The 21,880-nt window shown below is 34.9% G+C and carries 20 protein-coding genes and 1 pseudogene; 8 read left to right on the forward strand and 13 right to left on the reverse strand.

Features of this window, described 5'->3' with window-relative positions; translation table 11 throughout:
- Positions 1 to 479 precede the first annotated feature (479 nt).
- From RT037_RS08055 to RT037_RS08075, 5 genes and pseudogenes are all read left to right on the forward strand, one after another.
- Positions 480 to 557 (forward strand): annotated as a pseudogene (locus RT037_RS08055) (TetR/AcrR family transcriptional regulator); the annotation flags it as partial.
- An 18-nt stretch (positions 558 to 575) separates the two neighbouring features.
- Positions 576 to 950, forward strand: coding sequence for a hypothetical protein (locus RT037_RS08060; protein WP_313029783.1), 375 nt, complete (start codon positions 576 to 578; stop codon positions 948 to 950).
- A 243-nt stretch (positions 951 to 1,193) separates the two neighbouring features.
- Complete coding sequence (locus RT037_RS08065) at positions 1,194 to 1,838, forward strand: tail fiber domain-containing protein (protein WP_313029786.1); 645 nt, start codon at positions 1,194 to 1,196, stop codon at positions 1,836 to 1,838.
- Positions 1,839 to 1,932: 94 nt separating this feature from the next.
- Entirely contained in the window at positions 1,933 to 7,365 is a 5,433-nt protein-coding gene (locus tag RT037_RS08070; protein WP_313029788.1) for a hypothetical protein, read from the forward strand.
- A 323-nt stretch (positions 7,366 to 7,688) separates the two neighbouring features.
- Entirely contained in the window at positions 7,689 to 7,943 is a 255-nt protein-coding gene (locus RT037_RS08075) for a hypothetical protein (protein WP_313029790.1), read from the forward strand.
- A 52-nt stretch (positions 7,944 to 7,995) separates the two neighbouring features.
- On the opposite strand, the gene RT037_RS08080 is transcribed toward RT037_RS08075, so the two are convergent.
- The 8 genes from RT037_RS08080 to RT037_RS08110 form a co-directional block, all read right to left on the reverse strand.
- The gene (locus tag RT037_RS08080; protein ID WP_312323414.1) at positions 7,996 to 8,487 is read right to left on the reverse strand and encodes a phosphoheptose isomerase; all 492 of its coding nucleotides are present in this window, start codon (positions 8,485 to 8,487) and stop codon (positions 7,996 to 7,998) included.
- A gap of 19 nt (positions 8,488 to 8,506) precedes the next feature.
- Positions 8,507 to 10,777, reverse strand: coding sequence for a GH92 family glycosyl hydrolase (locus tag RT037_RS08085; protein ID WP_409529549.1), 2,271 nt, complete (start codon positions 10,775 to 10,777; stop codon positions 8,507 to 8,509).
- A gap of 13 nt (positions 10,778 to 10,790) precedes the next feature.
- The gene (locus RT037_RS08090; protein ID WP_313029796.1) at positions 10,791 to 11,657 is read right to left on the reverse strand and encodes an ROK family protein; all 867 of its coding nucleotides are present in this window, start codon (positions 11,655 to 11,657) and stop codon (positions 10,791 to 10,793) included.
- A 108-nt stretch (positions 11,658 to 11,765) separates the two neighbouring features.
- Positions 11,766 to 12,311: a T9SS type A sorting domain-containing protein gene (locus RT037_RS08095; RefSeq protein WP_313029799.1), complete on the reverse strand. Its 546-nt coding sequence runs from the start codon at positions 12,309 to 12,311 to the stop codon at positions 11,766 to 11,768.
- Positions 12,277 to 12,375: a hypothetical protein gene (locus RT037_RS13870; protein ID WP_409456520.1), complete on the reverse strand. Its 99-nt coding sequence runs from the start codon at positions 12,373 to 12,375 to the stop codon at positions 12,277 to 12,279. The genes RT037_RS08095 and RT037_RS13870 overlap by 35 nt, the downstream gene beginning before the upstream one ends.
- A 33-nt stretch (positions 12,376 to 12,408) precedes the next feature.
- Positions 12,409 to 12,531, reverse strand: a complete 123-nt coding sequence (locus RT037_RS08100; RefSeq protein WP_313029802.1) for a hypothetical protein — start codon at positions 12,529 to 12,531, stop codon at positions 12,409 to 12,411.
- Between the two features lie 525 nt (positions 12,532 to 13,056).
- On the reverse strand, positions 13,057 to 13,875 hold the full coding sequence (locus RT037_RS08105) for a glycosyl hydrolase family 18 protein (RefSeq protein ID WP_313029888.1): 819 nt from the start codon (positions 13,873 to 13,875) through the stop codon (positions 13,057 to 13,059).
- Between the two features lie 75 nt (positions 13,876 to 13,950).
- Positions 13,951 to 14,151, reverse strand: coding sequence for a hypothetical protein (locus tag RT037_RS08110; protein ID WP_313029806.1), 201 nt, complete (start codon positions 14,149 to 14,151; stop codon positions 13,951 to 13,953).
- Positions 14,152 to 14,583: 432 nt separating this feature from the next.
- Between RT037_RS08110 and RT037_RS08115 the strand changes: the two genes are divergently transcribed.
- Positions 14,584 to 14,724 (forward strand): hypothetical protein, encoded by a 141-nt coding sequence (locus RT037_RS08115; protein ID WP_313029809.1) that lies wholly within the window; start codon positions 14,584 to 14,586, stop codon positions 14,722 to 14,724.
- A gap of 169 nt (positions 14,725 to 14,893) precedes the next feature.
- On the opposite strand, the gene RT037_RS08120 is transcribed toward RT037_RS08115, so the two are convergent.
- A complete protein-coding gene (locus RT037_RS08120; protein WP_313029813.1) occupies positions 14,894 to 15,631 on the reverse strand; it encodes an AraC family transcriptional regulator in 738 nt (245 codons plus the stop codon).
- 317 nt (positions 15,632 to 15,948) lie between these two features.
- Between RT037_RS08120 and RT037_RS08125 the strand changes: the two genes are divergently transcribed.
- Positions 15,949 to 16,425 (forward strand): phosphoglycerate mutase family protein, encoded by a 477-nt coding sequence (locus RT037_RS08125; protein WP_312323373.1) that lies wholly within the window; start codon positions 15,949 to 15,951, stop codon positions 16,423 to 16,425.
- Between the two features lie 52 nt (positions 16,426 to 16,477).
- On the opposite strand, the gene RT037_RS08130 is transcribed toward RT037_RS08125, so the two are convergent.
- The 4 genes from RT037_RS08130 to RT037_RS08145 form a co-directional block, all read right to left on the reverse strand.
- Positions 16,478 to 16,768, reverse strand: a complete 291-nt coding sequence (locus tag RT037_RS08130) for a T9SS type A sorting domain-containing protein (RefSeq protein ID WP_313029889.1) — start codon at positions 16,766 to 16,768, stop codon at positions 16,478 to 16,480.
- A gap of 89 nt (positions 16,769 to 16,857) precedes the next feature.
- Complete coding sequence (locus tag RT037_RS08135; RefSeq protein WP_312323372.1) at positions 16,858 to 17,007, reverse strand: hypothetical protein; 150 nt, start codon at positions 17,005 to 17,007, stop codon at positions 16,858 to 16,860.
- Positions 17,008 to 17,058: 51 nt separating this feature from the next.
- Complete coding sequence (locus RT037_RS08140; protein ID WP_313029819.1) at positions 17,059 to 17,637, reverse strand: hypothetical protein; 579 nt, start codon at positions 17,635 to 17,637, stop codon at positions 17,059 to 17,061.
- Between the two features lie 12 nt (positions 17,638 to 17,649).
- On the reverse strand, positions 17,650 to 17,802 hold the full coding sequence (locus RT037_RS08145; RefSeq protein WP_313029821.1) for a hypothetical protein: 153 nt from the start codon (positions 17,800 to 17,802) through the stop codon (positions 17,650 to 17,652).
- A 634-nt stretch (positions 17,803 to 18,436) separates the two neighbouring features.
- Between RT037_RS08145 and RT037_RS08150 the strand changes: the two genes are divergently transcribed.
- Positions 18,437 to 21,862, forward strand: a complete 3,426-nt coding sequence (locus RT037_RS08150) for a hypothetical protein (protein ID WP_313029824.1) — start codon at positions 18,437 to 18,439, stop codon at positions 21,860 to 21,862.
- The last annotated feature ends 18 nt before the right edge of the window (positions 21,863 to 21,880 follow it).

Raw genomic sequence — 21,880 nt, forward strand, 5'->3', positions numbered from 1 at the left:
GATTTTCAATCAAATGAACAACTTTTTACTTTTTAATTCATAATGCACAACGGGTAAGATTGTTTATCTATTTGTATCTTTCATTTTTATGTCATGACGCTTTATACCTTAGAACGATTTTTGCAGATTGACAACAGTGAAAATATCCATAATATGATTTCTGATCCCTCATATTTTAATTGAAATAAAACTTTGAAGGACTATTTTTTTTTTTTTAATCTTAATACTTTTTTGTACAAATTTTATTAATATATTTCTATAACCTGCGTGATCATTGTTTATATTCTAATAAGAAATAAGATCGGATTAAATTAAAAAACAACACCTTGTTATGTAGAAATTTAAAGTTCTAAATGTTTAAAAAAAAAACAGACCAATATGTTCGATTTTTGTTAAATTTGTTAAAAAAAATAATGCAACTTCCACGGGAAAGAATTTTAATAACTGCGAGTGATTTATTTGACTGACAAGGCTTCAGTAATACAGGAATTAACCAGATCATACAGGAAGCTAATGTTTCTAAAGCCACATTTTATGCCCATTTCAAGTCGAAAGACGATTTGTGTATAGAATTTTTGGAGAGAAGATTTGATTACTGGGTTGCAGAGCTTGAAAAATTTACCGACGGATCTCCCAGTCCTAAAATTAAAATTCTCAAGTCTTTTGATTTTCTGATGCATATGAATGAAAAAGAAAATTTCAGAGGTTGCAGCTTTCTAAATATACTTTTTGAAGTCCCCGAAGATAAAACAGAAATTCATTATACTATCAGAGAGCATAAGAGGAGATTAAGAATTTGTTTTGATAATGAAATCAATGATGAACTTCTGTCTGCACATATTTACCTGCTTTTTGAAAGCTGCATCATTACCAGCAAGATTTACCGGTCCAATGAACTCATTGAGAAATCTAAAAGTATCCTTTATGATAGCTTAAAGCATTTAAACTGAAAAAAATAAACTACTAAAAACTATTACATTATGAAACACACGATGATTCTGAGCTCATCTCGCAACACATTACTTAATGCACCTTTTTTAGTTGCATTTTTTTCCGGCTCGTTCTTATTTTCCCAAGTAGGAATCAATACTGTAACACCTAAATCCACGTTAGAAGTTATCGCAAAAACCGATGGTACTGCACAGACCGAAGGCCTTATGATACCAAGACTCACTGGGGATCAAATCAAGACAATGACTAACAACCTGCAATCAGGAACAGAATCTCTGATGATATATGCCACATCAGCCCCTACGGTTTCTAATGCAAGCGTTGCAAAGATTATCCAACCCGGTTACTATTATTGGAATGGAACAATCTGGGAAAACATCGGCGGAGTAAATTCCAATATTTATACAGCTGATGGAACAATTACAACAGCTTTGGCAGCAAGAAATGTTGACTTGAACGGTAAAAATCTAATTTTTTCGGGGATTGGAAGTGTCGGAATCGGAACTAATACTCCCTCTCCTTCTGCTAAGCTTGATGTTGCAGGAACGGTGAAAGCAAGCGCTATTGATTACAACTCAGATCAACGTTTAAAACAAAATATTACGCAGATAATATCTTCGCATACAATTATTTCACAGCTGAATCCTGTTTCTTACTTCTGGAATGAAAAAGGAAAACAAAAAGGAGGAAATGCACAGCTTCAGTACGGATTAATTGCACAGGAAGTTGAAAAAGTGCTTCCTAACATTGTTAACACAGATGGTGAAGGGTATAAGTCTGTAAATTATAATGAGTTGATTCCTCTCCTACTTAAAAATGCACAAGAACAGGACATCAAAATAAAGGAATTACAAGAAGAGATCCAAAAACTGAAAAAGCAAAAGTAATTCAGAATCAAATGTGATTATTCAATGTATTTCTATAGGACTGATTGTTTGTGAATAAAATTCAATCAGCTATTAATATGTAATTCTAAATTAAATGAAACTAAAACTATATTTTCTTTTCTTCCTGACAATGTGTCAACAAGTATTTGCGCAAAGCGATTACTATTGGGTTGGGGGTACAGGAAGCTGGAGCGACCTGAACCATTGGCGCATTGGTTCATCTACCGGACCGCAGGCAACTATTATCCCTTCCAGGTATGATAATGTATTGATTACTAATTTGAGCGGTTTTACATCCTCAATGGGAAGTATTGCCGGAACCGCTATCTGTAAAGATTTTATTGTGCAGGATGGTTTTGCCGGTAATTTCCAATTAAGCAGTGGCATTAGCGTCTACGGAAATATACAATGGAGAAAGGGGGCTTATTTGCCATTATTCGGTGTAATTAATCTAATGTATGATGATAGCCAGACAATACCCAATCTTATTGATATCCCTACGGATATATTCTGGGTAAATAATAATTCTTACGATGATAATTGGAATCAAAAATATGCCAATGTGTATCTCACAGGGAACGGAAAATGGAAGCTGGTCAATGACCTTGGCGGAGAACATTTTGATATGAGCTTTACTGTGCAGAATAATGCCTCGCTTGACGTGAATGGCAAGAATCTTACAACAAAGATATTTAATTACACATCAACTGCGGTTTCCGATTTTGGAAATAGTGTAATCAATACAAGTGCTGCGAGCATCAATGATAATGTTAATCTTTCCAATTCAACTATTAATATTACTACTTATAACTATTATAGCAATTACAATTATGGTAACCCGGGACTAACATTTACAAAACAGCAAACTGTAAAAAAAATTACTGCAGCTTCCAATATGTTGAAACCCCTTATTAGTTCCACTGTAGATGTTCTGAATGTAGATGAAATGATAATGAACAGTAATGCTACATTTAGAGGTTTAATTTCTGTTAATAAATTAAATCTTAATGGCTTAAATTATTCTTTGGACAATATTTATACTAATTATTATCTCCAGGTCAACCAGAGTTTATTGGCAAATGTACCTTGTACGGGTCAGCCCCCGGTTCTTGGTGTTTCACGTAGCAATTCCAACAAGGGAAGAATCCTCGCACCCGCAGGTGTGGTAATGGATTTTCCTAATTACACCTTTACCAATATCAATGCAGGTGGCGGAGCCAATTACACTGCTGCAATTAACGGAGGAGGTAATTTGGGCAATATTATGTATAATAATTATAGCTCTCATACCTATTATTGGATTGGTGGCGCTGGCAATTGGGCAAATCCTTCGCATTGGTCTTTAACGTCGGGAGGCACACCCTCCAACTGTGTTCCGATGAGATGGGATGATGTTATTTTTGATCAAAATTCCGGCACAACAATAAATGTCTCGGCTTCTTACGGGCAGCCGGCAGAATTCAGGAATATGACGTGGCACAATGTACCCGGGGTTCCACAATTGGATCTCTATACAGCAGACTGTTACGGCAGTATTTATCTTCAAAAAAATATGCAGGTTACAAACTATCAGGGCTTCCGGTTCTTAGGAGGAGTGGCATCTGCTAATTATTATATGAGTTTTGAAGGGAATACAATGCGAGACGTTACCGTTTACGGAGCCGGGAATTATTATCTGGTAGCACCCAGCGCACCGGGAGATTATACTCTGAAAACAGTACCAAACGCTATTTTCGATTTTAGCAATGCAACAGGAGCAAATCTTTTTGCCGACAATAGTAAGATAAGTGTAGGAGGTAGTATAAGGTTGGGAGGTAATTCAGCTTCAATCAGCAATTCGGATATTACTGCATCCAATATAACCATTTCCTGTACACAGCCTGTAAATGCCCAGAATACTACTGCAAGAGTTGGGGGAGTTACAGTTAATAGTGATACCAATAATCATTTCATCGATACTGTTATTTTTGATTATGCAGGAACAATAGGTATTACCGGGAAACTATCTGCTAATACAATGCAGGTCGTAAATGGTACAGATTTTCTTCTTAATGGTTATAACAGTCTTAATGCCGTAATATCTACCAAAAGCTTTATCAATAACGGAACGGGGGGGATAGTATTCGGTAATTATAATGGTTATTCGCCGACTTTTTCGGTTAAGGATACTTTTCTTTACAACAGAAGCAGCTGTGCTACAATGAAGAATATGAGCGGCTATTCGGCAACCCAAAAAGGCAAGCTGATATTAGGAAACAACATCAACGGTAACGGTATTGTACAGCTCAACAGGCTGAACATAACCAATATAGTAGCCAACGGAGCAACTGTATTAGCGGATAATTCTATTGATAATGGGAACAACTCAGGCATCACCTTTACTGCACCTACCGGTAAAAATCTGTATTGGGTTGGTGGTGCAGGCAATTGGGATGACGAAACGCACTGGTCTTTGGTAAGCGGCAGTACAGATTCTGCCAACCGTTGTGGTACACCTACGATATATGATAATGTCTTTTTTGATGCCAATTCAGGGTTTGCAGGTAATGGTAATACAATTTTACTGAACAGCAACGTTTTTGTAAATGATATGACCTGGACTGTTCCAGCGCCTGCAAGTGTTAGACTTTATATGGGTACTTTCTCTATTAACATCAATGGTAATCTTAGTTTACAGTCTAATTTTGCAGTAGACGGTTATTATGGAGACGGTTACAGGAATTGGAGTTTCATTAACCAGGGAAAACCGGCAGGTATCACAAAAACAATTAATACAGCAGGAATAAGCGGCATCACTTCAATTAATTTTACAGGAAATGCTATCTGGAAAGCTACCAATATAATAAAATCAAATCTCAATCTCCGGCAATATACTGGTGCGACATTAGATTTTACAGGTATTACAGTACAAGCACCGGCTATGTCCTTTGCCGGGGAAAAGCTTATACTGAATAACAGTACAGTAAATACTAATTCTATCATAGTAAATACCGTTCAGCCAATACAGGATATCAATAGTGTTATTAATATTACACCAGCATATTACCAATACCTGGCATCAAGCTTTAATGCGCTTAATCATTATATCGAAAAGATAAATATTACACCTTCCTATCAGGATAATTCCTCTAATTCAGGATATTATGCTACTTTTAGTTTTCCACAAGGTACAATCAATGAACTTAATATTCTTCCTTATTCTGGTTCCACTGCTTATGCAGGGCCAGGGTTTCGTACATTGGCTCTTGGAAACTTAAATAAAGTAAATACTCTTAATATTAGCGGGAAAAATACGATTTCCCTTGGAAATGATATCTATGTGCAACAAAAAATGAATCTTATAGGAAACTGCTCTTCCGATAAGCTGGCAATAATTGGTAATGATGCATCGATTAAAAAAATTATTATCCCTAGCTATAACACTATTGACTTTAAAATTACCAATACATATCTTAGAAACCTATCGTCATCCGGAGGTCAAACCTACGAAGTAAGTGCTAGTATTGATGCCGGTAATAATGCGGGTTTTAATTTCAATACTATTCCCGCTGCCAGGGATCTTTATTGGATAGGAGGACAAGGTGATTTTGATGATGCACAGCACTGGTCTTTAACTTCGGGAGGAACACCTTTAACCGATTGTTTTCCACCGCGTGCTACGGATAATGTTTTCTTTGATGTCAATTCCGGATTTACGGCTGAACAAAACAGGATATATATATCAGCTAACAGGAATGTAAAGAATATGACATTTGATAATGCTCCTAATAAACCCATTCTACATTTTGGAACAGATCCTTATCGGGTATATTTATTATCCATAAACGGAAATCTTACATTACAAAGTGATGCAACTGTTAGTGTACCAACCGGATCTACAGTTCCTTTCAACATTATAATGCAACAGAGCGCAACTCCGGGAATTACCCGATATATTGATACCAAAGGGGTCAGCACACTAATCAGTATCGCTGCTACCCAGGATTATTTTGAGCTTCAGAGTGATTACTATGGCGGCTTGACAGGAACGAATGTGAAAAGTTTTAAAACCAATAATTATTCTTTGACTACAGTAAGCACCTCCAAATTTGAATTAATTTATCCTCAGAATATAGGTCCTGTACTAAACTTTGGACAATCAGTTGTTAATAGTCCTATCTTTACTATTGATTCCTACAACAATTACCCGGTAACGATAAATGCCATCGATTCTAAAATAACAACGGGTAACTTCTATGTTCGTGTAACAAATGTAAACAACTTCGGAGATGTGACGATAACAACGGCAGGTACATTAAATGGTGGAACTCCTGTTCATAATTTCAATAAAGTAACTTTCCTTGGAAGCGGTACACTATCATCAAAAGGCAATTACAAAACTTTATATTTCAATCCCGGAACATATACCATCGCCAGTGGACAAACGGTAACAGAAAATCTCTTTATGACAGGAACTTCATGTAATAGGATTAACGTGAGCAGAACAGCTGCTTCCGGTCAAACTATCATCAATCTTGATCCGGCAGCTGCTTATACTATATTTTACGCATCTGTAAAAGACATAAGTTTTTCACGTCCTGTCAGTGCTTATGGAAATAGCCAGGATTTGGGTAATACAACTAATCTTACCATTGTGCCTACCAATGTTCAGGCAGCAGGTTTTGGTGGCAACAAAACACTTTGTGCTTCAGAATTTCCTAAAACTTATGATGCAGCAGCATTATACGGAACAGATCCAAATGCATCATATACCTGGACAAAAATTGGAGCACCGAATGCCGGAGTCATCAGCACTTCGCCAATGGTTACTTTTACCCAGCCGGGAAATTACAGTGTAAAAGTGGTGTATGCTCAGGATGGATGTAATATTACAGAAAACTTTACGATTTCGTCCGTTGCCTTGCCTGCAGACAATACCTCTACGGCAGCATTAAATGCACTACAGCAGCCGACAGGTGATGTTACGGTAACCTTCAAAGGAAGCCTTACGAACCAAATTTATATTTTCACGTATAATATCAATAATGGTGCAGATATGGAGGTGACGTCTAACTCAAGCGGGGTGGCTACTATTGACCATCCCAGAAATATTGCAGGGACTTTTGTATATCGTTTGAAAAGTATCCGCTTTGCCAGCGGTATGGCTTGTCCAGCGATTATCAGCAACAAGAATGTTGTGGTTTATATTAATCCCGCATGTACGGCGCCAGGTGTTGTTCAATTATACGGAACAGAGTTGAGAGGCTGTACAACAAATATGGGAGCAAGACGTTTGGCAGAAGTATTACCGGTTATTATTTCAAACCCACCTGTGGATGAAAATCAAGCCCGATTGATTCCGGGAAGCGGAATTGTTATCAAAGAAGGGCCAGATGTTTTTTTATTGAGAAATGTAAGCGCTTCTCCAGAAATATTAACAGGATTACCGGCAAGCAAACCTCATATTCAGGGAGCAATTATTTATCATAACGACCATTTCTATGAAGGTGTAGAAAACGGCAGATGGATAAGGATTGATAATGATTAAAAAAGGGCTATCTCATAATGAGATAGCCTTTTTTATACAAGACTACCATACCAAATAGAGAGTTGATTTCCAATACAAATCTATATTAGTTACAAAGCAAATTTGCGATAATTACAAGTTATAAAAAAATATATGTTTATCAGTAAAGTTGCCAGTATGACAATATTTCCATATCTTTCTCATTATGAATATAGTACAATTTATTGAAATGTTCCCCACAGAAGAAAGCTGTAAGCAACATTTAAAAGAATCCATAGAAAAAGAAGGTGTTATTATGTAAAAGTTGTGGTGGTGTAGATCATTATTTGCTAAAAAACAAGTGGATGTGGCAATGTATTGTTTGTAATTTTAGAACCTCACTGAGAAGCGGAACCATTTTAGAATCATCAAAACTTCCAATTCAGAAATGGTTTTTAGCAATGGCTTTTATGAGTTTTTCAAAAAAAGGAATTTCTACTAAAGAACTTCAAAGACAACTTTCTCACAAGAATTATGAACCTATTTGGTTGATGATGCATATATTACGTGCATCCATGGGACAGAGAGACGGTCAAAAAACATTCTCACAGAATCTATGAGAATGTTTTCTTAATGAAAATTAAAATAATATTGAATTACATATTTTAAATTCTAGCGACCAAAATCGTCCTGAAGTCTTACAATATCGTCTTCATTCGAAGGATTGGAAGCGTCAACGTGCTGCCAAATTTCTGCAACAACGCCCCAATTATCCAAACCAATCAAACGATGTCTTTCGCCTTGCTTTAGCTTGATTTGATCTTTTGGTTTGTATTCAACAAGTTCGCCTTCCTCGTCCGTTGGACTTCTTTTAATACCGACAGTACCTAAAACCACTTGCCAAATTTCAGCTCTTCTGTGGTGATACTGCCAACTTAATCTAGCTTCTGGCGCCACCAAAAGAATTTTTGGACTTAGCTTTCCACCGATTCTCAGCCCGTCCACATCTATACCATCAAAATAGATGTTTGCAAAATCTTGCGCCTGATTTTCATCAATTACAAAAAAACCTCCCCACGGTCTTGTGTCGTCTTTTGTAATGATATTAAAATTTTGTTCGTTCAGCATTTTTTCAACCTCATCAAAGATTTTATTCTTTTCCATTTATTGTTTATTTTAAATTTTACTTTTCTTTTGACATTGAGTAAGGGAAATCCTTTTCCTCACTTACTCTTTGTTTATTTGGAGTTTTATCCATTTTAAAATCCAAAACCGCGCCTTTCATCAATTCTTTATGACTTAACCAGTTTTTAGAATAAGCTTGATTATTCACCTTTAAACTATTGACATAAAGATTGTCAGCATTATTTTCTGGTGCGTTGATCTTGATTGAATTTCCGTTTTCTAAATGAATAATCGCATTCTTAAACAATGGCGCTCCCAAAACATATTTATCCGTCGCTGGCGTCACTGGATAAAAACCTAAAGCCGAGAAAATATACCAAGCCGAGGTCTGTCCATTATCCTCGTCACCACAATAACCATCAGGCGTTGGTTGATACAATTTATCCATAACCTTTCTTGTCCAATATTGCGTTTTGTATGGTGCTTCAGCATAGTTATAAAGATAAATCATGTGTTGTACCGGTTGATTTCCGTGGACATATTGTCCCATATCCATAATCTGCATTTCGCGAATTTCGTGGATTACAAAACCATAATAACTGTCATCGAAAACGGGAGGAATTGTAAAAATTTCGTCCAACTTTGCTTCGAATTTCTTTTTGCCACCTATTAAAGTAGCCAATCCATCAACATCTTGGAAAACCGACCACGTATAGTGTAGGCTATTTCCTTCCGTGAAAGCATCGCCCCATTTGTAAGGATTAAAAGGCGATTGGAATTTTCCGTCTTTGTTTTTGCCACGCATCCAACCTGTTTCTTTATCAAAAAGGTTTTTATAATTATAAGCTCTTTTTTTATAAATATCAATCTCCGAAGCTGGTTTCCCCAAAGCTTTTCCTAATTCATAAATTGCAAAATCATCATAAGCATATTCTAAAGTTCTAGCAGCATTTTCGTTAATTTTAACATCATAAGGCACATAACCCAAAGTATTGTAATAATCAACGCCTTTTCTACCGACCGCGCTCATCGGTCCTTCGTTGTTTGCACCGTGTTTTACAGCTTCCCAAAGTGTTTTGATGTCGTAACCGCGAAGACCTTTAAGATAAGCATCCGCGACAACCGACGCCGAATTATTCCCAATCATAATATCGGAATATCCAGGACTACTCCACTCTGGCAAAAATCCGCCTTCTTTATATGCATTAGCCAAACCTTCTTGCATTTCTACATTAATGCTTGGATAAACCAAATTCAACAATTGATATAACGCACGGAAAGTATCCCAAAATCCAGTATCCGCAAACATTCTTCCATCCATAATTTTTCCGTTGTATGGACTCCAATGTTTGATTTTGTTTTGCGCATCAATCTCATAAAATTTTTGAGGGAAAAATAAGGTTCTGTACAACGACGAATAGAAAGTCCTTGTTTGTTGATCTGTCCCGCCTTTAACTTCAATCTTGCTCAAAGTTTTGTTCCAAATATCTTTAGCTTCGGTTTCTACTTGGTCAAAAGTTTTGTTAGCAATTTCTCTTTTTAAATTTAATTCAGCTTGTTCAAAACTGATAAAAGATGAAGCCACTTTTGTGTAAACCGATTCTTTATTTTTAAGTTTGAAACCTACAACTGCACCAGCATGATTTGATGTAATTTCTAGTTGATTGTTTACAAATTTATCATCTTTCCAAATTGTTGCTAAATCAAAATCTTTATCAAACTGAACAACAAAATAGTTTTTAAAATTCTCATATTTCCCAGAAGCATATTTGGTTGTATAGCCAATAATTTTGCGTTCTTTAGGGAGAATTTTAATATAAGAACCTTTGTCCAAAGCGTCGATAACCACGTAAGCACTGTCCGTTTTTGGAAAATCAAACTTAAAAAAAGACGCTCTTTCCGTTGGCGTTAAAGCTGTTGTAACATTCGCATCCGCTAGATAAACGCTATAAAAATAAGGTGTTGAAATTTCAGCTTTATGACTATACCAACTCGCTCTTTCTTCCTCTTTGAATTTTGGTTTTCCAACGCCTGGCATTATGGCAAAAGCGCCATAATCATTCATCCAAGGCGATGGCTGATGCGTTTGTTTAAAACCTCTAATTTTGTCTGCATCGTAACTGTAAGCCCAACCGTCGCCCATCTTTCCCGTTTGTGGCGTCCAAAGATTCATTCCCCACGGAAGACCAACTGCAAGATACGTATTTCCGTTGGATAAGGACGGCTTCGACTGCGTCCCCATCAAAGCATTGACATAATCGACTGGCGAATTTTGACCAAAAACGATAAGATTAAAAAAAACAAAAAGTGAAGTAAATAAGAATTTCATTTTCATAGTTTTATTAATAATTTGACGATTGTTTCAAGGTATAACTTGCGGCACCCAGAATGGCTGCATCTTCAAAAATCGCTGAAATTTTTATTGGTAAATTAATGCTATTATTCTCAAGATTATTAGTCAGTTTCTCCTGAAAATAAGGATAAGCTTTTGCAATATTACCGCCAATCACCAAAACTTTCGGATTATAAGCTTTGACATGTTGCACAACAAAATCACTGAAGTGATCCGCGTACTCATCAAAAATTATAGTTCGGAGGTCTTCTGATTTTTCTCGTAAATCTTTAGTACCAGAAATATCTGCGCCTGTTAATTCTTTATAACGTTTAATAGACCAATTGGTTGTCAAATAATTTTCAAAAATACTTGTTTTATATGGCGAATCCCACAAATCTTCGTCTGTTGTGATTTTGCCATCATAAAAAGTGCTCCCAAGTCCAGTTCCTAAAGTAATCCCAAAAACTCTTCTATGATTTTGAACTACACCATCAAAAATTTCGCCTTCCAAAAATGCAGCGGCATCATTAATAAAGTGAATTTGCTTCTCAGAAATCGAAAGTCGTTGCGCTAATTCTTTTTTAACATTCAAATTAATAATATTGAAAAATTTGACATATGCCATCAACGAAATTCCGATTTCGTAATCGAAAGGTCCACGCATCGCAACACCTATTAACACTACATTTTTATCGAGATTAGCAATAAGTTTTTGTATCGCCGAAACCCAAGCTGATAAAATAACTTGATTTTCGGCTAAAGAATCGACATGTTCTCGCAGATAAGTTGAAGCGATTGTTTCGCGGTTTTCGGTTGTTACTTGTGCCATCGTAATATGCGACCCACCAATGTCTATTCCTACAATTTGTTTCATTTTATTTTGGCTTAAAAATAAGATAAACAAGCGCAAATCTGACATTTTTAAACGTCAAATTTGCGCCTTGATTTTAAAAAAAAAATTTAAATATATATGAAAAAAGTGTTATTTAACCCTTGTTTTTCGAGAATCAATAATATTATTATCTGTTGACTGAACCTTGTACATGTAAAGTCCTGTACCTAAGTGAGAAGAACTTACCGAAGCCTTTTCTCCTGACACTTTTTGAGTTTTCACCAACTTGCCAATAGCGTCGTTAAGCGAAATAGTTGCAGACTTTTCTTTAGTTACAAAGTGAATATCGTGACCTTTTTTAACTGGATTAGGATAGATTTTAGTTTTAGCAGAAGCAACATCATTAACTGCCATATCTACCGCACAAGCTACATCTGTACTCCAGTTAGCATCTGTCATACTATTCAAAATTGCGAAATGCGTGATAGCCGTTTGGTCAAAAGCCGCTACACCACTATCTTTGTTGAACTTCCAGTTAGCCTCTAATCCAGCAGCATTTGGTGCTACAATACATTGCATTGCTACAACTTCCTCTGCAGATAAAGCTCTTGTCCAAACTCTAAATTCGTCCAAGAAAGCGTTAAGTCTTCTGTCGTTATTATTAGAATTTCTTGCCGGTAAAAAAAAAATTACCATTTGCGTTAAATGCTCCCGAAACTGCAGCTGTTGCATCTAAAGCACCATTAAGATAAAGTTTCATAGCTGTAACATCGTAAGTTGCTGCAATGTGATATCAAGCATTTTTGTTAAATTTAGTCGCAGATTTCAATTTAACTTGCGCTCCACCAATACTTATAACAAATTGTAAATAATCACCCGTTGGGATATCACCATCACCAAAGCGTAATAAAGCCAAGTTGTTTTCACCTCATTCGATACCTGCAACAGATGAAATATATGGGAAATTTGCTTGGAAAGCATTCATTTTAACCCAACCTTCAAGCGTTAATGCATTACCACTAATATTAAAACTACCGGCATCAAGATAATTGGTGGTTCCATTGAACGAAAGCGAACGATTACCTATACTTTGTACCGGTGTGAAACCACTTTTGAATGTAGACTCTGCAGAATAAGCACTTGATTGTCCTCCACAAGATCCTTGTACTTTGGCAGGATCAGTTGTATTAGGTGTTAAACCTTGTAAGTCATAATTATTACTCGTTACATTATTAACTGTTGTCTAATCTGATGCTGTTGAAGCTTTGTACTGAATAGTATAAGAACCTACATTGGTAGCCGTTCACGACACAATTGTAGATGTTCCTTTATAATTAGAGGAAGACAAATTATATGGAGGAACGCATCCATTACCACTATTAAAACGAGGTGCAAAAATATAAGTACTCGTTAAAGAAGCCGAACAAGAAGATTGAATTCTCTAGTCATATTCTGTATTTGCCGTTAAATTATTAATCGAAAGACCACTTCCAGAATAATTAGTAGCTGCTGATATCCAATTTGATAAGTTTGCTAATTTATAATCGATGTTATAAGTTTTAGTAGAGTCGCCAGTCCAAGAAAGCGTTGCGAAAGTTCCTGCTAAATTAATAGCATCTAGACCAATTGGTGGTTCGCAAGTTACTCCCGATGTCCAAGCATAAGTTTGTCCTGACAAAGTCGTTGCCTCACCATACAAATTATTAGTAGAAGTAGAAATCTTAGCCGATGCATCTCCTTGACGAAGGTCGTACCAAACAATCACGCCATAACCATCGGTTTTTGTTCTTGTAGATTGTGTATTAATAGTCGCTGTACAAGTCGATTGTACATTAAAAGCTGCTGCACCTAATTTTGATTTGGTTAAAGGTGGAACTGCAGTCGACATCTGCGTCATGTATGTTCCGTACAACCCATTGTAAGCATAATTGATATAGTTACCCGCGCGATCAGCCCCACTTGTTAAATAAATTGTTGGTATTGGCGCACCAAACGCGTCAGAATAATCATATAGCGTGATAAGTTTATCTGGCATCGCTGCTTTTAACTCTTGTAAAAGCATTGTGAAAGATGCAGGATTTTTGATATTACCCGTTTTGGGATATCCCGCATATTCGTCATCAAAGTCGATACCGTCAAGACCATAAGTATAGACTGTATTTGCTAATTGAAGTGCAAAATCTTTCGCAGCTTCTTGTGTCTGAAAGTTAAGAATTCCAGCGCCTTGATAGTTACCTATAAGACTCAAAAGAACTTTAATACCTTTAGCTTGTTATGGTCTTACATACGGACTAACATCGTTAAGAACTTTTGTAACGTTGTTATTTTTGTAAATTTAAGCACGAACTTTAGCAGCATCATAATTAATGTTTCCAGCAAAAATTATCGCCGAATCAAAGGCTTGCTTTCCATACGTTGCAAAAGTGTAAGAACCTACGTTAAGTAAGTTATTATTGTTAACTTCTACATAGCAGAAGTTTTGAGGATTTTGCTGTGCTTCAACTTGTGTCGATAACAAGCCTGCAAGCAACATCATAATAAGAGATTGTTTCTTAATATTAGATGTTTTTTAAGTTAGTAAAATTTGAAATAGGTGTATATATACATTTGTGTGTTCTTATTAAAATTACAATCGTTTAATATTTAACCTAAATTCGGGATGAGAAAGTTATCGTCAGTTCGAGTAGATTTTGCTAAAAATAGTATCGAGAACTTATCAATAAAACTTCTCGATACTAAATCTTTAAGATTTTTACTCCTTTATATTTGTAACAAGAAGAGAGATAACTTTAAGATAAAGAGAAAAGTGTTTAAGTAAACTAATATTTACTCAGAGTTGTGGCTAATATTTCGATTTATACTTAAACACTTCTTATCATAAAATCAGATAGAAATTCGGGTTTAAAACCCATTATAAAGGAGTTGAGCTATTGATAAGTTTCTCTTTAAAATCTTAAAAATCAATGTTATGGAAAAAGTTTTTATTGGAGGAGATGTTAGCAAATTTACCTTGGATTTATTTGTAAAATCCAACAAAAAGGAAAAGCATTATCAAATTAAAAACGATGTTAAAGAGATTAAAAAGTTTCTCAAATTTTTAAAATATTAGAAAAAAAGAGGCTTTGTCTACAAATTGTAGATGCTGTCTATCAAAAATACTATTCAATTTTCTTAATTCCGGCAAATTGTTCCTTAAAACCGGAAGGCGTTGTATTCTTAACCGACTTAAAAATCTTGTTGAAGTTCGCGATATTTTTAAATCCTGCTTCAAAAGCAATCTACGAAATTGTCATGTTGCGATCCAACATCCAACGCACCGTGTAACTCACCCGAATATCATTAAGATAATTAATAAAAGTCTTTCCTGTCCTTTGTTTTATAAAACGGTTAAAAGTCGGGATACTTATGTTAACCAATGCTGCGATATCGTTTAACATAATTTTGGATTTAAAATTTTGATGCACATAATCATGTACAATTTGCATCGTGTATTTATATGAAAATTTCTCCTGCTCTATGCTGTACGAAGATAAAAGCGTGCGGTCTTTAGAATTAGCGAGTTGGTTGAGAATTTTCATAACCTCAACAAAAGAATCAAAACTGTTCATTTTTGATAAATTCAAAAGCGAATTCTTTAGTTTTGTGGCGGTTTCTTGGGAAAATAAAATCCCTTTGATCGAATCGGGCATCAAATTACTAATCGGTTTAAAAATATTTTTAGCCATTAATGCCTGCGAAAAAAAATCTTGATTAAACTGGATTGTAATCTCGTGCGATCTCTTACTTTTACAATTATGATTTGCACAACAATGCGGCAGATTGGGTCCAATTAAAACCAGCTCTAGGTCATCGATTTCGTCAGAATGATCTCCCACAACTCTTTTATAAGCTTTCCCATGAACGATAAAATTAAGTTCGACTTGGGGATGATAATGGTACGGAAATTCAAAAGATTTATGAATACGATCAAAAACCAGAAAGCTGTCTTCTGACGACAAAGGCGTTATCTCGCGCAATATATTTTCTAAATGACTCTTGATTTCGTTACCATTTCAATTATAATTTCCGTAAATATATATTTAAATTAATAAATTTAATATACTTCTTTATTTATATGAGAGTTTAATTTCAAAAATAATCCAACATTACAAATCACCACAAAACATTCATTATCAACACTTTAAATTTAAACGAAATTAAATTTAGAAAAATAAATAAAATCTGCTTTTTTAAATTAAAACAGAAAATTTTATGCATATCAGATTGATTTTCAAATTAATTAAATTTTGAAAAGATTTTTTTCCTAATTTTATTTCTGAAGAAAAAAAAGCACATGAAAACAATTTTACTCATAAGACATGCCAAGAGCGACTGGCCAGAAGGCGTGGAAGATTTTGACCGCCCACTTACCGAAATAGGAGAAGAAAATGCCCCAAGAATGGCGAATTTCCTAAAAAATAAATCCGTTAACATAGATACTTTTATTAGTAGTCCTGCTAAAAGAGCACAGGATACTTGCGCGCTATTTTCTAAAGTTTTCGACAAAAATTTTTCGACTGAGCATCAACTTTATAACGCGCGAGAACAACATTTTGAAAACGTAATCTACGGACTTCCAAAGGATAGCAATTGTGTCGCTATATTTTCGCACAATAATGGTATTTCGAATTTTGCAAATTATTTAACGGACGAAATTATAAATCTTCCAACTTGCGGTGTTGCAGCCTACCAAGTAGATTGCGAAGATTGGTCAGATTTTGAAATGGCCAACAAAAAATTCTTGTATTTCTACTCTCCCAAAAATATTTGATAAAAAAGGCTTTCAATTTAAATGGAAAGCCTTTTTCTTCACACACTTGTAATTATTTAATTACCAACTTTTTAGAAATCCTGTTACCTTCTGGTGTATTAATAACCAAGATAAGATTCTTAGTTCCTTTTGCAGCTTGAGCAAAAACAACTTTAATGTGGTTAATACCATTTGATAAATTTTCATTTTCATATTTTAAAAGTTTACCATCAAGCGAATAAAGCTCGATTTTTGCAACGCCATCTTTCGAAGTTCTCAGATCAATATTAATGTCATCAATAACGAGATTAGGATATACATTAACTGTCAGTTTACTGGCCTTCACCCCATTGCTAGCTACCACCAATTCTGGGATATTAACAATCCATCCGTAAGCAAAAACTGCAGATCCATCTTCAAAACTAATAATAAATTTTCCATTTGGAGAAAGTGCTAAGGCTGGCCCATATTGTTAGCAGTACCACCACTTTGGACTGTAACGCCTCTCGATTCTAAATATGCTTTCATATCTAATGGTGTAGTACCCAAATTCGGATGATATATCGTTGCAGAACGGTTACTTTGCCCAGCAGTATACCACATTCCTATAATAGTCCCATCCTCTGAAATGCTTGAAAACGCACCTCCAAAATATTAAGCGGGATTAGGGTTTGCAAACTGCGTATATGTATCTTTGGCAGGATCGTAGATAAATGGTAAATTATCAAGTTGTCCAACCGCTACCCCATTATTATTATTATTAATGGCTTTAACTTCGTTATTAATAACCTGTGGCAAATTCCCGTTGTTATTTTTGATGCACTTAAAAACACCAGAATTACTATATAAAGTCGGCACGCTTCTCGTACTCGTCAACGGAATCTCAATCCATCCTGCAGTATCTCCGGCATTATTAACTGTTAAAAAAGTTCCGTCTACGAAATCGGAATTCGACGCTCTACTGGTAACTCCTATTGTTGTATCGAATATGAAAGATAGTACAATATCTTTTTGTAATTGATTATCAAATAAGCCTATACTTCCGACAATATACTTTCCATTTTCTGAAATTTGATACGGAACCCCTTCTGTATATAAAGTTGAATTAACCGTATTTGGTGGCAATGGTATTGAAGTCCAAGAATCGTTACCATTCAGCTTGTAAGACGCAACCTTTTGAACACCAACAGTAACAACGGCAGTCATATCGCCATTATTATTAATAGACCTCAATCTATAAACTACTCATTCTTTAGGAGTTACCACCTTCGTAGTCCAATCATACATTAATCCAAAACCAACTGCTACGCCATTATCATTAATATCTTGAAACGCTGAATTGGGTTGTGTAATCTTTCTATATTCTTGCGCACTCATTGTAGAAGACACAAGAAGCATTGCTCCACAAAGTTGTAAAAGTAAATTTTTCTTTTTCATATTATTTAAGTTGTTATTTATCTCAACAATATTAAAACAAACATCGAAAAGCTACATTTAATGCTATTTTAAAATGCCTGATTTTTTAAACAAAAATTTAATAGATGATTAATATTTAACCTATTAAAAAAATAATTTTTATAAGTAAAATGGCAGTTAATTCCGTTTTAAAAAGTCTTTAGGTTACCAATTTTAACAACTGAAACGCAAGTATTTTAATATCTATAGAGCACAAAAACCTAAGTTATGATTATCAATAAAATCTCTAATAATCTTCCAAAATATCAAAAAACAGTTTTTGACAATCTGTCTACAAAAACAAAAACAACTGTCAACAAAAACCAATCAATATTCTGATAAACAACACATTAAACAGACTACCCTTCTAGGTAGTAGACGGAACTACCTTATAACTACCTCAGTGAAGTTTAGTTTTAATTTTAAAATAAAACATCTTTGTCAGCAAGATTGAAACACCCGAGTTAAGTACTTATAAATGTCTAACTCAAAACCATTAACCAACTAACGAAAAACTAAAATTATGCTGAGAAGAAAATGTTCAATTCTCCTCCTGTTTGGGGTGACGTTATTTCCCATGACACTAGTTAACGCTCAACTTGGCCAGATTACATCAGTTATTAGTATTGCAAGCAAGTATGCAACCTTACTGAAGTCTAACCAAAATGACGTTATATACGCTGATGAGAATCTCAAAGATGAAATCGACGAGCATGTCAAGATTGCGATTATTCCTTTTAATACAGCGATATCGTACATCAAACCTTTAGATTACACCGAAGAAATTGCTGAACAACAATTTGAAAATCAACAGATGATTGGTAAATTGTTGCAAGAACAGTTTTGGGATGTATTTGATAATTACAAATCCGAAATCTATTTACAAGACATAAGAATAACAAATAAACTTCTTCAGGATATTGGCTACTTCTTACATCCAGGCGACTATCCACCATCATATTTAGCTAAATTGTTAAATGTCGACGCCGTGCTTATTTGTACGTATGACCTAGAAGTCGATAATCAAAAAACTTGTTGGCAGAACCTTTCTAAAGCTTTAAGTGATTTAGCAATATCTCAGCTTAAAGGAAATATTCCTGGGCTACAAGCGCTTAAGTTTATAAAAAATCCAAATGCTTTAATAGATGCAATTACAAAACCTGGTGAGTTTTATCAAAAATTAAAATCTGGAGATATTGCCGCAATTACGTCAATTGCTGGATCTCTTCTTCCCGAAGGTAATTGGCAAAAAGTTGCAGAAATTGCAGCAAAAAATTCAAAAACGATAACTAAACTTACGAAAGGCGATACCTCAAATTTATTTAGTGATTTAGTTTCCAATAATGCCAGCTTATTAGGCAGCGAACTTAACCTTAACCCTCAAGTTGTCAAGTTGATACAAAACAACACCAAAGTTGTACAGAATGTAATTGACGGCAATACGAAAGGGATTATGTTCGATATTATTTCTAGTAATGTAACGAGTATTACGAGCAAATATGCAGGTGAGCAAAATTCGTTTTTGACAACGGCGCTTAGCAACAATGCAAGTATTATTGCAAAGTTAGCGACGGGTGACACTAGCAATTTGTTAAATGATGTTCTTGACAAAAATATCGGTCAAGTAACCAACATGATTGGCGGTAATAATGCGTCTTTTTATTCTAATTTAATATTGAATAATAAAGAACTAGTTGGTAAAGCATTGAAGGGTGACTTCACAGCATTGACAACAGATTTATTAGTTAATAATATTTCTTTAATTGGTGAAAAACTTCCACTAGGTGAAGCTCAAAAATATGCCGCTTTATTAACCAATAAAGAAGCTGTTAAAGGATTATTGTCTGGTAATACGCAATCAATTATTTCGACTTTAACACAAAGTGGAGCGCAGCTTTTCGGAGATCAAATAGGAAATGCGGATGTACAAAAATTTGCAAAACTCATTGCAAACAATAGAGAATTTATCCAAAGTACTATCGATGGCGATCCAAAAAAAATACTGAATTCCTTATTAAGTAAAGACAGTAATATTCTTGGGACAGCACTAGACGCAGCACAGTTGGGAAAATTTGGAGAAATCCTAAGTAACAATTCTGATATTATTGTCAAACTAGCTTCTGGCGATACTTCTAATCTTTTGCAAGATATGTTAAGCAAAAACATTTCTACCATATCAGGAATGGTGCCGGCAACTTCTTCTAATTTTTACACAGATTTAATTGTAAAAAATAAAAATCTTTTTGCGAAAGCTGTTAGTGGTGATTTTACATCTTTCACAAGTGATTTACTAAGTAACAATGCTTCTTTAATTGGTGAAATTTTACCATCAGAAGAAGCAAAAAATTACGCTTCTCTTCTTACAAACAAAGAAGCTATCACCGGGCTTTTATCTTTTGATACACAAATGATTGTAACTAATTTGACAGAAAATGGTTTGAAAATCTTCGGAGATCAAATACAAAATGTTGATATTCAGAAATTTGCAAAACTACTTGGCAACAACAAAGATTTTTTACGAAATGCGATGAATGGCGATGCTAAAAGTATGATGACATCCTTACTTAGCAAAGATGCCAATATCTTCGGAACTGTCCTGGACAAAAATCAGTTGGGCGAATTCGGAAATATTTTAATTGATAACCAAGAGCTTATCGGTAAGTTAGCATCTGGAGATACGTCGAATGCTTGGCAAGAAGCTTTGGGTAATAATGTTGGTCGATTGGTAGGTAGTTTCGGAGACGAGTCAACTTCATTTTATACCAATTTAATTTTAAAAAATAAAGACCAATTGGGAGGAATCATCAAAGGTGATTATTCTGGATTGGTGAATATGGCTCTAGCGAATAGCAGTCAAATTATCGGTAACAAATTGTCGGCAGATGACGTACAAAAATATGCTTCAATATTAACGGATAAAAACAACATTAGTAGTTTAATAGATCTTGATCAAGAATCGATTATTAATAATCTTAGCCAAAACGGAACTCAACTTTTCGGAAACAAATTAGAAGGTATCGATATCCAGCAACTTGGTTTATTTATCAGTAATAACAAAGATTTTATCAGCAATATCAACAGCGGAAATATCCAAAACATTATCACTGGTTTATTACAGCAAAACAGAAATCTTTTTGGTACAGAACTTAACTTCAGCCAGATAGGACAATTTGCTCAGATTATCGGCAATTCAACAACTTTGTTAGGCGATTTACTTAATGACAATTCGCCTTCAGGAACGCTTAAAGTTTGGTTTTCAGGTTTAAAAACGGGGCTTAATGAAAATGCTATTTCCAAAGCTTCGGACTTGTTACTTAATAATAAAGAAGGTATTTTGTCTCTTCTAAAAGGTGATAAAATCCAACTTGCAAATCTTCTTGGTAATGACGAAGCCACAGCAAATATTTTAATTGATAACCGTTCAAAAATTAATAAATTATTAGGTATTGCAGCCGACGAAGATTTTACAATTCTTAATAAAACTCCAGAAGAATTGGAAGTACTTGCGTACAGATTATCTGACACCAAAGAAGTCCTTAATGGTATTGTAAAAGGCGATCATCAGGAGATTATGGCAAGTTATGCTAATGACAATTTAGGCATTGATAAAAACTTGTTTGCACAAATTTCTAAAGGATTAACGCAAGAACAAAAAACCGTTGCCGAAGTTATCGTGAATTCTAAAATCAACCAAATGTTATTAAATGACATGATCGATTTACAATTCTTTGATTTTGGAAAAGATGCATTATCTCACAAATATGATACGGTAAGCCTGCGTGAAAAAACATTTTCGCAAACGACGGCTTCTATCCTAGATCCAACATTAGATCCGAAAGACAAATCAAAATTTACCATTAACGTCTTCGGAAAAGATAGCGACAAAGTGCTTTGGCAATACATCAACGAGAATTCTAAAACCAGAATTTACGACATGTCAAAAACCGTAGTCAATGTTATCAAGAGACTCAACAAGAATTTCCCTTATTTCAACAATAACTAACAAACAAATCTTAACATC

The sequence above is a fragment of the Soonwooa sp. genome (genome assembly GCF_032062245.1).
GTDB lineage: Bacteria > Bacteroidota > Bacteroidia > Flavobacteriales > Weeksellaceae > Soonwooa.

Coding starts and splice junctions, on each gene's coding strand:
- RT037_RS08095 (WP_313029799.1), bottom strand. CDS start 12,311: ATGGTAATTTTTTTTTTACCGGCAAGAAATTCTAATAATAACGACAGA.
- RT037_RS13870 (WP_409456520.1), bottom strand. CDS start 12,375: ATGAAACTTTATCTTAATGGTGCTTTAGATGCAACAGCTGCAGTTTCG.
- RT037_RS08085 (WP_409529549.1), bottom strand. CDS start 10,777: ATGAAATTCTTATTTACTTCACTTTTTGTTTTTTTTAATCTTATCGTT.
- RT037_RS08075 (WP_313029790.1), top strand. CDS start 7,689: ATGTGGCAATGTATTGTTTGTAATTTTAGAACCTCACTGAGAAGCGGA.
- RT037_RS08115 (WP_313029809.1), top strand. CDS start 14,584: ATGGAAAAAGTTTTTATTGGAGGAGATGTTAGCAAATTTACCTTGGAT.
- RT037_RS08070 (WP_313029788.1), top strand. CDS start 1,933: ATGAAACTAAAACTATATTTTCTTTTCTTCCTGACAATGTGTCAACAA.
- RT037_RS08110 (WP_313029806.1), bottom strand. CDS start 14,151: ATGATGTTGCTTGCAGGCTTGTTATCGACACAAGTTGAAGCACAGCAA.
- RT037_RS08150 (WP_313029824.1), top strand. CDS start 18,437: ATGACACTAGTTAACGCTCAACTTGGCCAGATTACATCAGTTATTAGT.
- RT037_RS08090 (WP_313029796.1), bottom strand. CDS start 11,657: ATGAAACAAATTGTAGGAATAGACATTGGTGGGTCGCATATTACGATG.
- RT037_RS08065 (WP_313029786.1), top strand. CDS start 1,194: ATGACTAACAACCTGCAATCAGGAACAGAATCTCTGATGATATATGCC.
- RT037_RS08145 (WP_313029821.1), bottom strand. CDS start 17,802: ATGCTTCTTGTGTCTTCTACAATGAGTGCGCAAGAATATAGAAAGATT.
- RT037_RS08135 (WP_312323372.1), bottom strand. CDS start 17,007: ATGTGGTATACTGCTGGGCAAAGTAACCGTTCTGCAACGATATATCAT.
- RT037_RS08080 (WP_312323414.1), bottom strand. CDS start 8,487: ATGGAAAAGAATAAAATCTTTGATGAGGTTGAAAAAATGCTGAACGAA.
- RT037_RS08125 (WP_312323373.1), top strand. CDS start 15,949: ATGAAAACAATTTTACTCATAAGACATGCCAAGAGCGACTGGCCAGAA.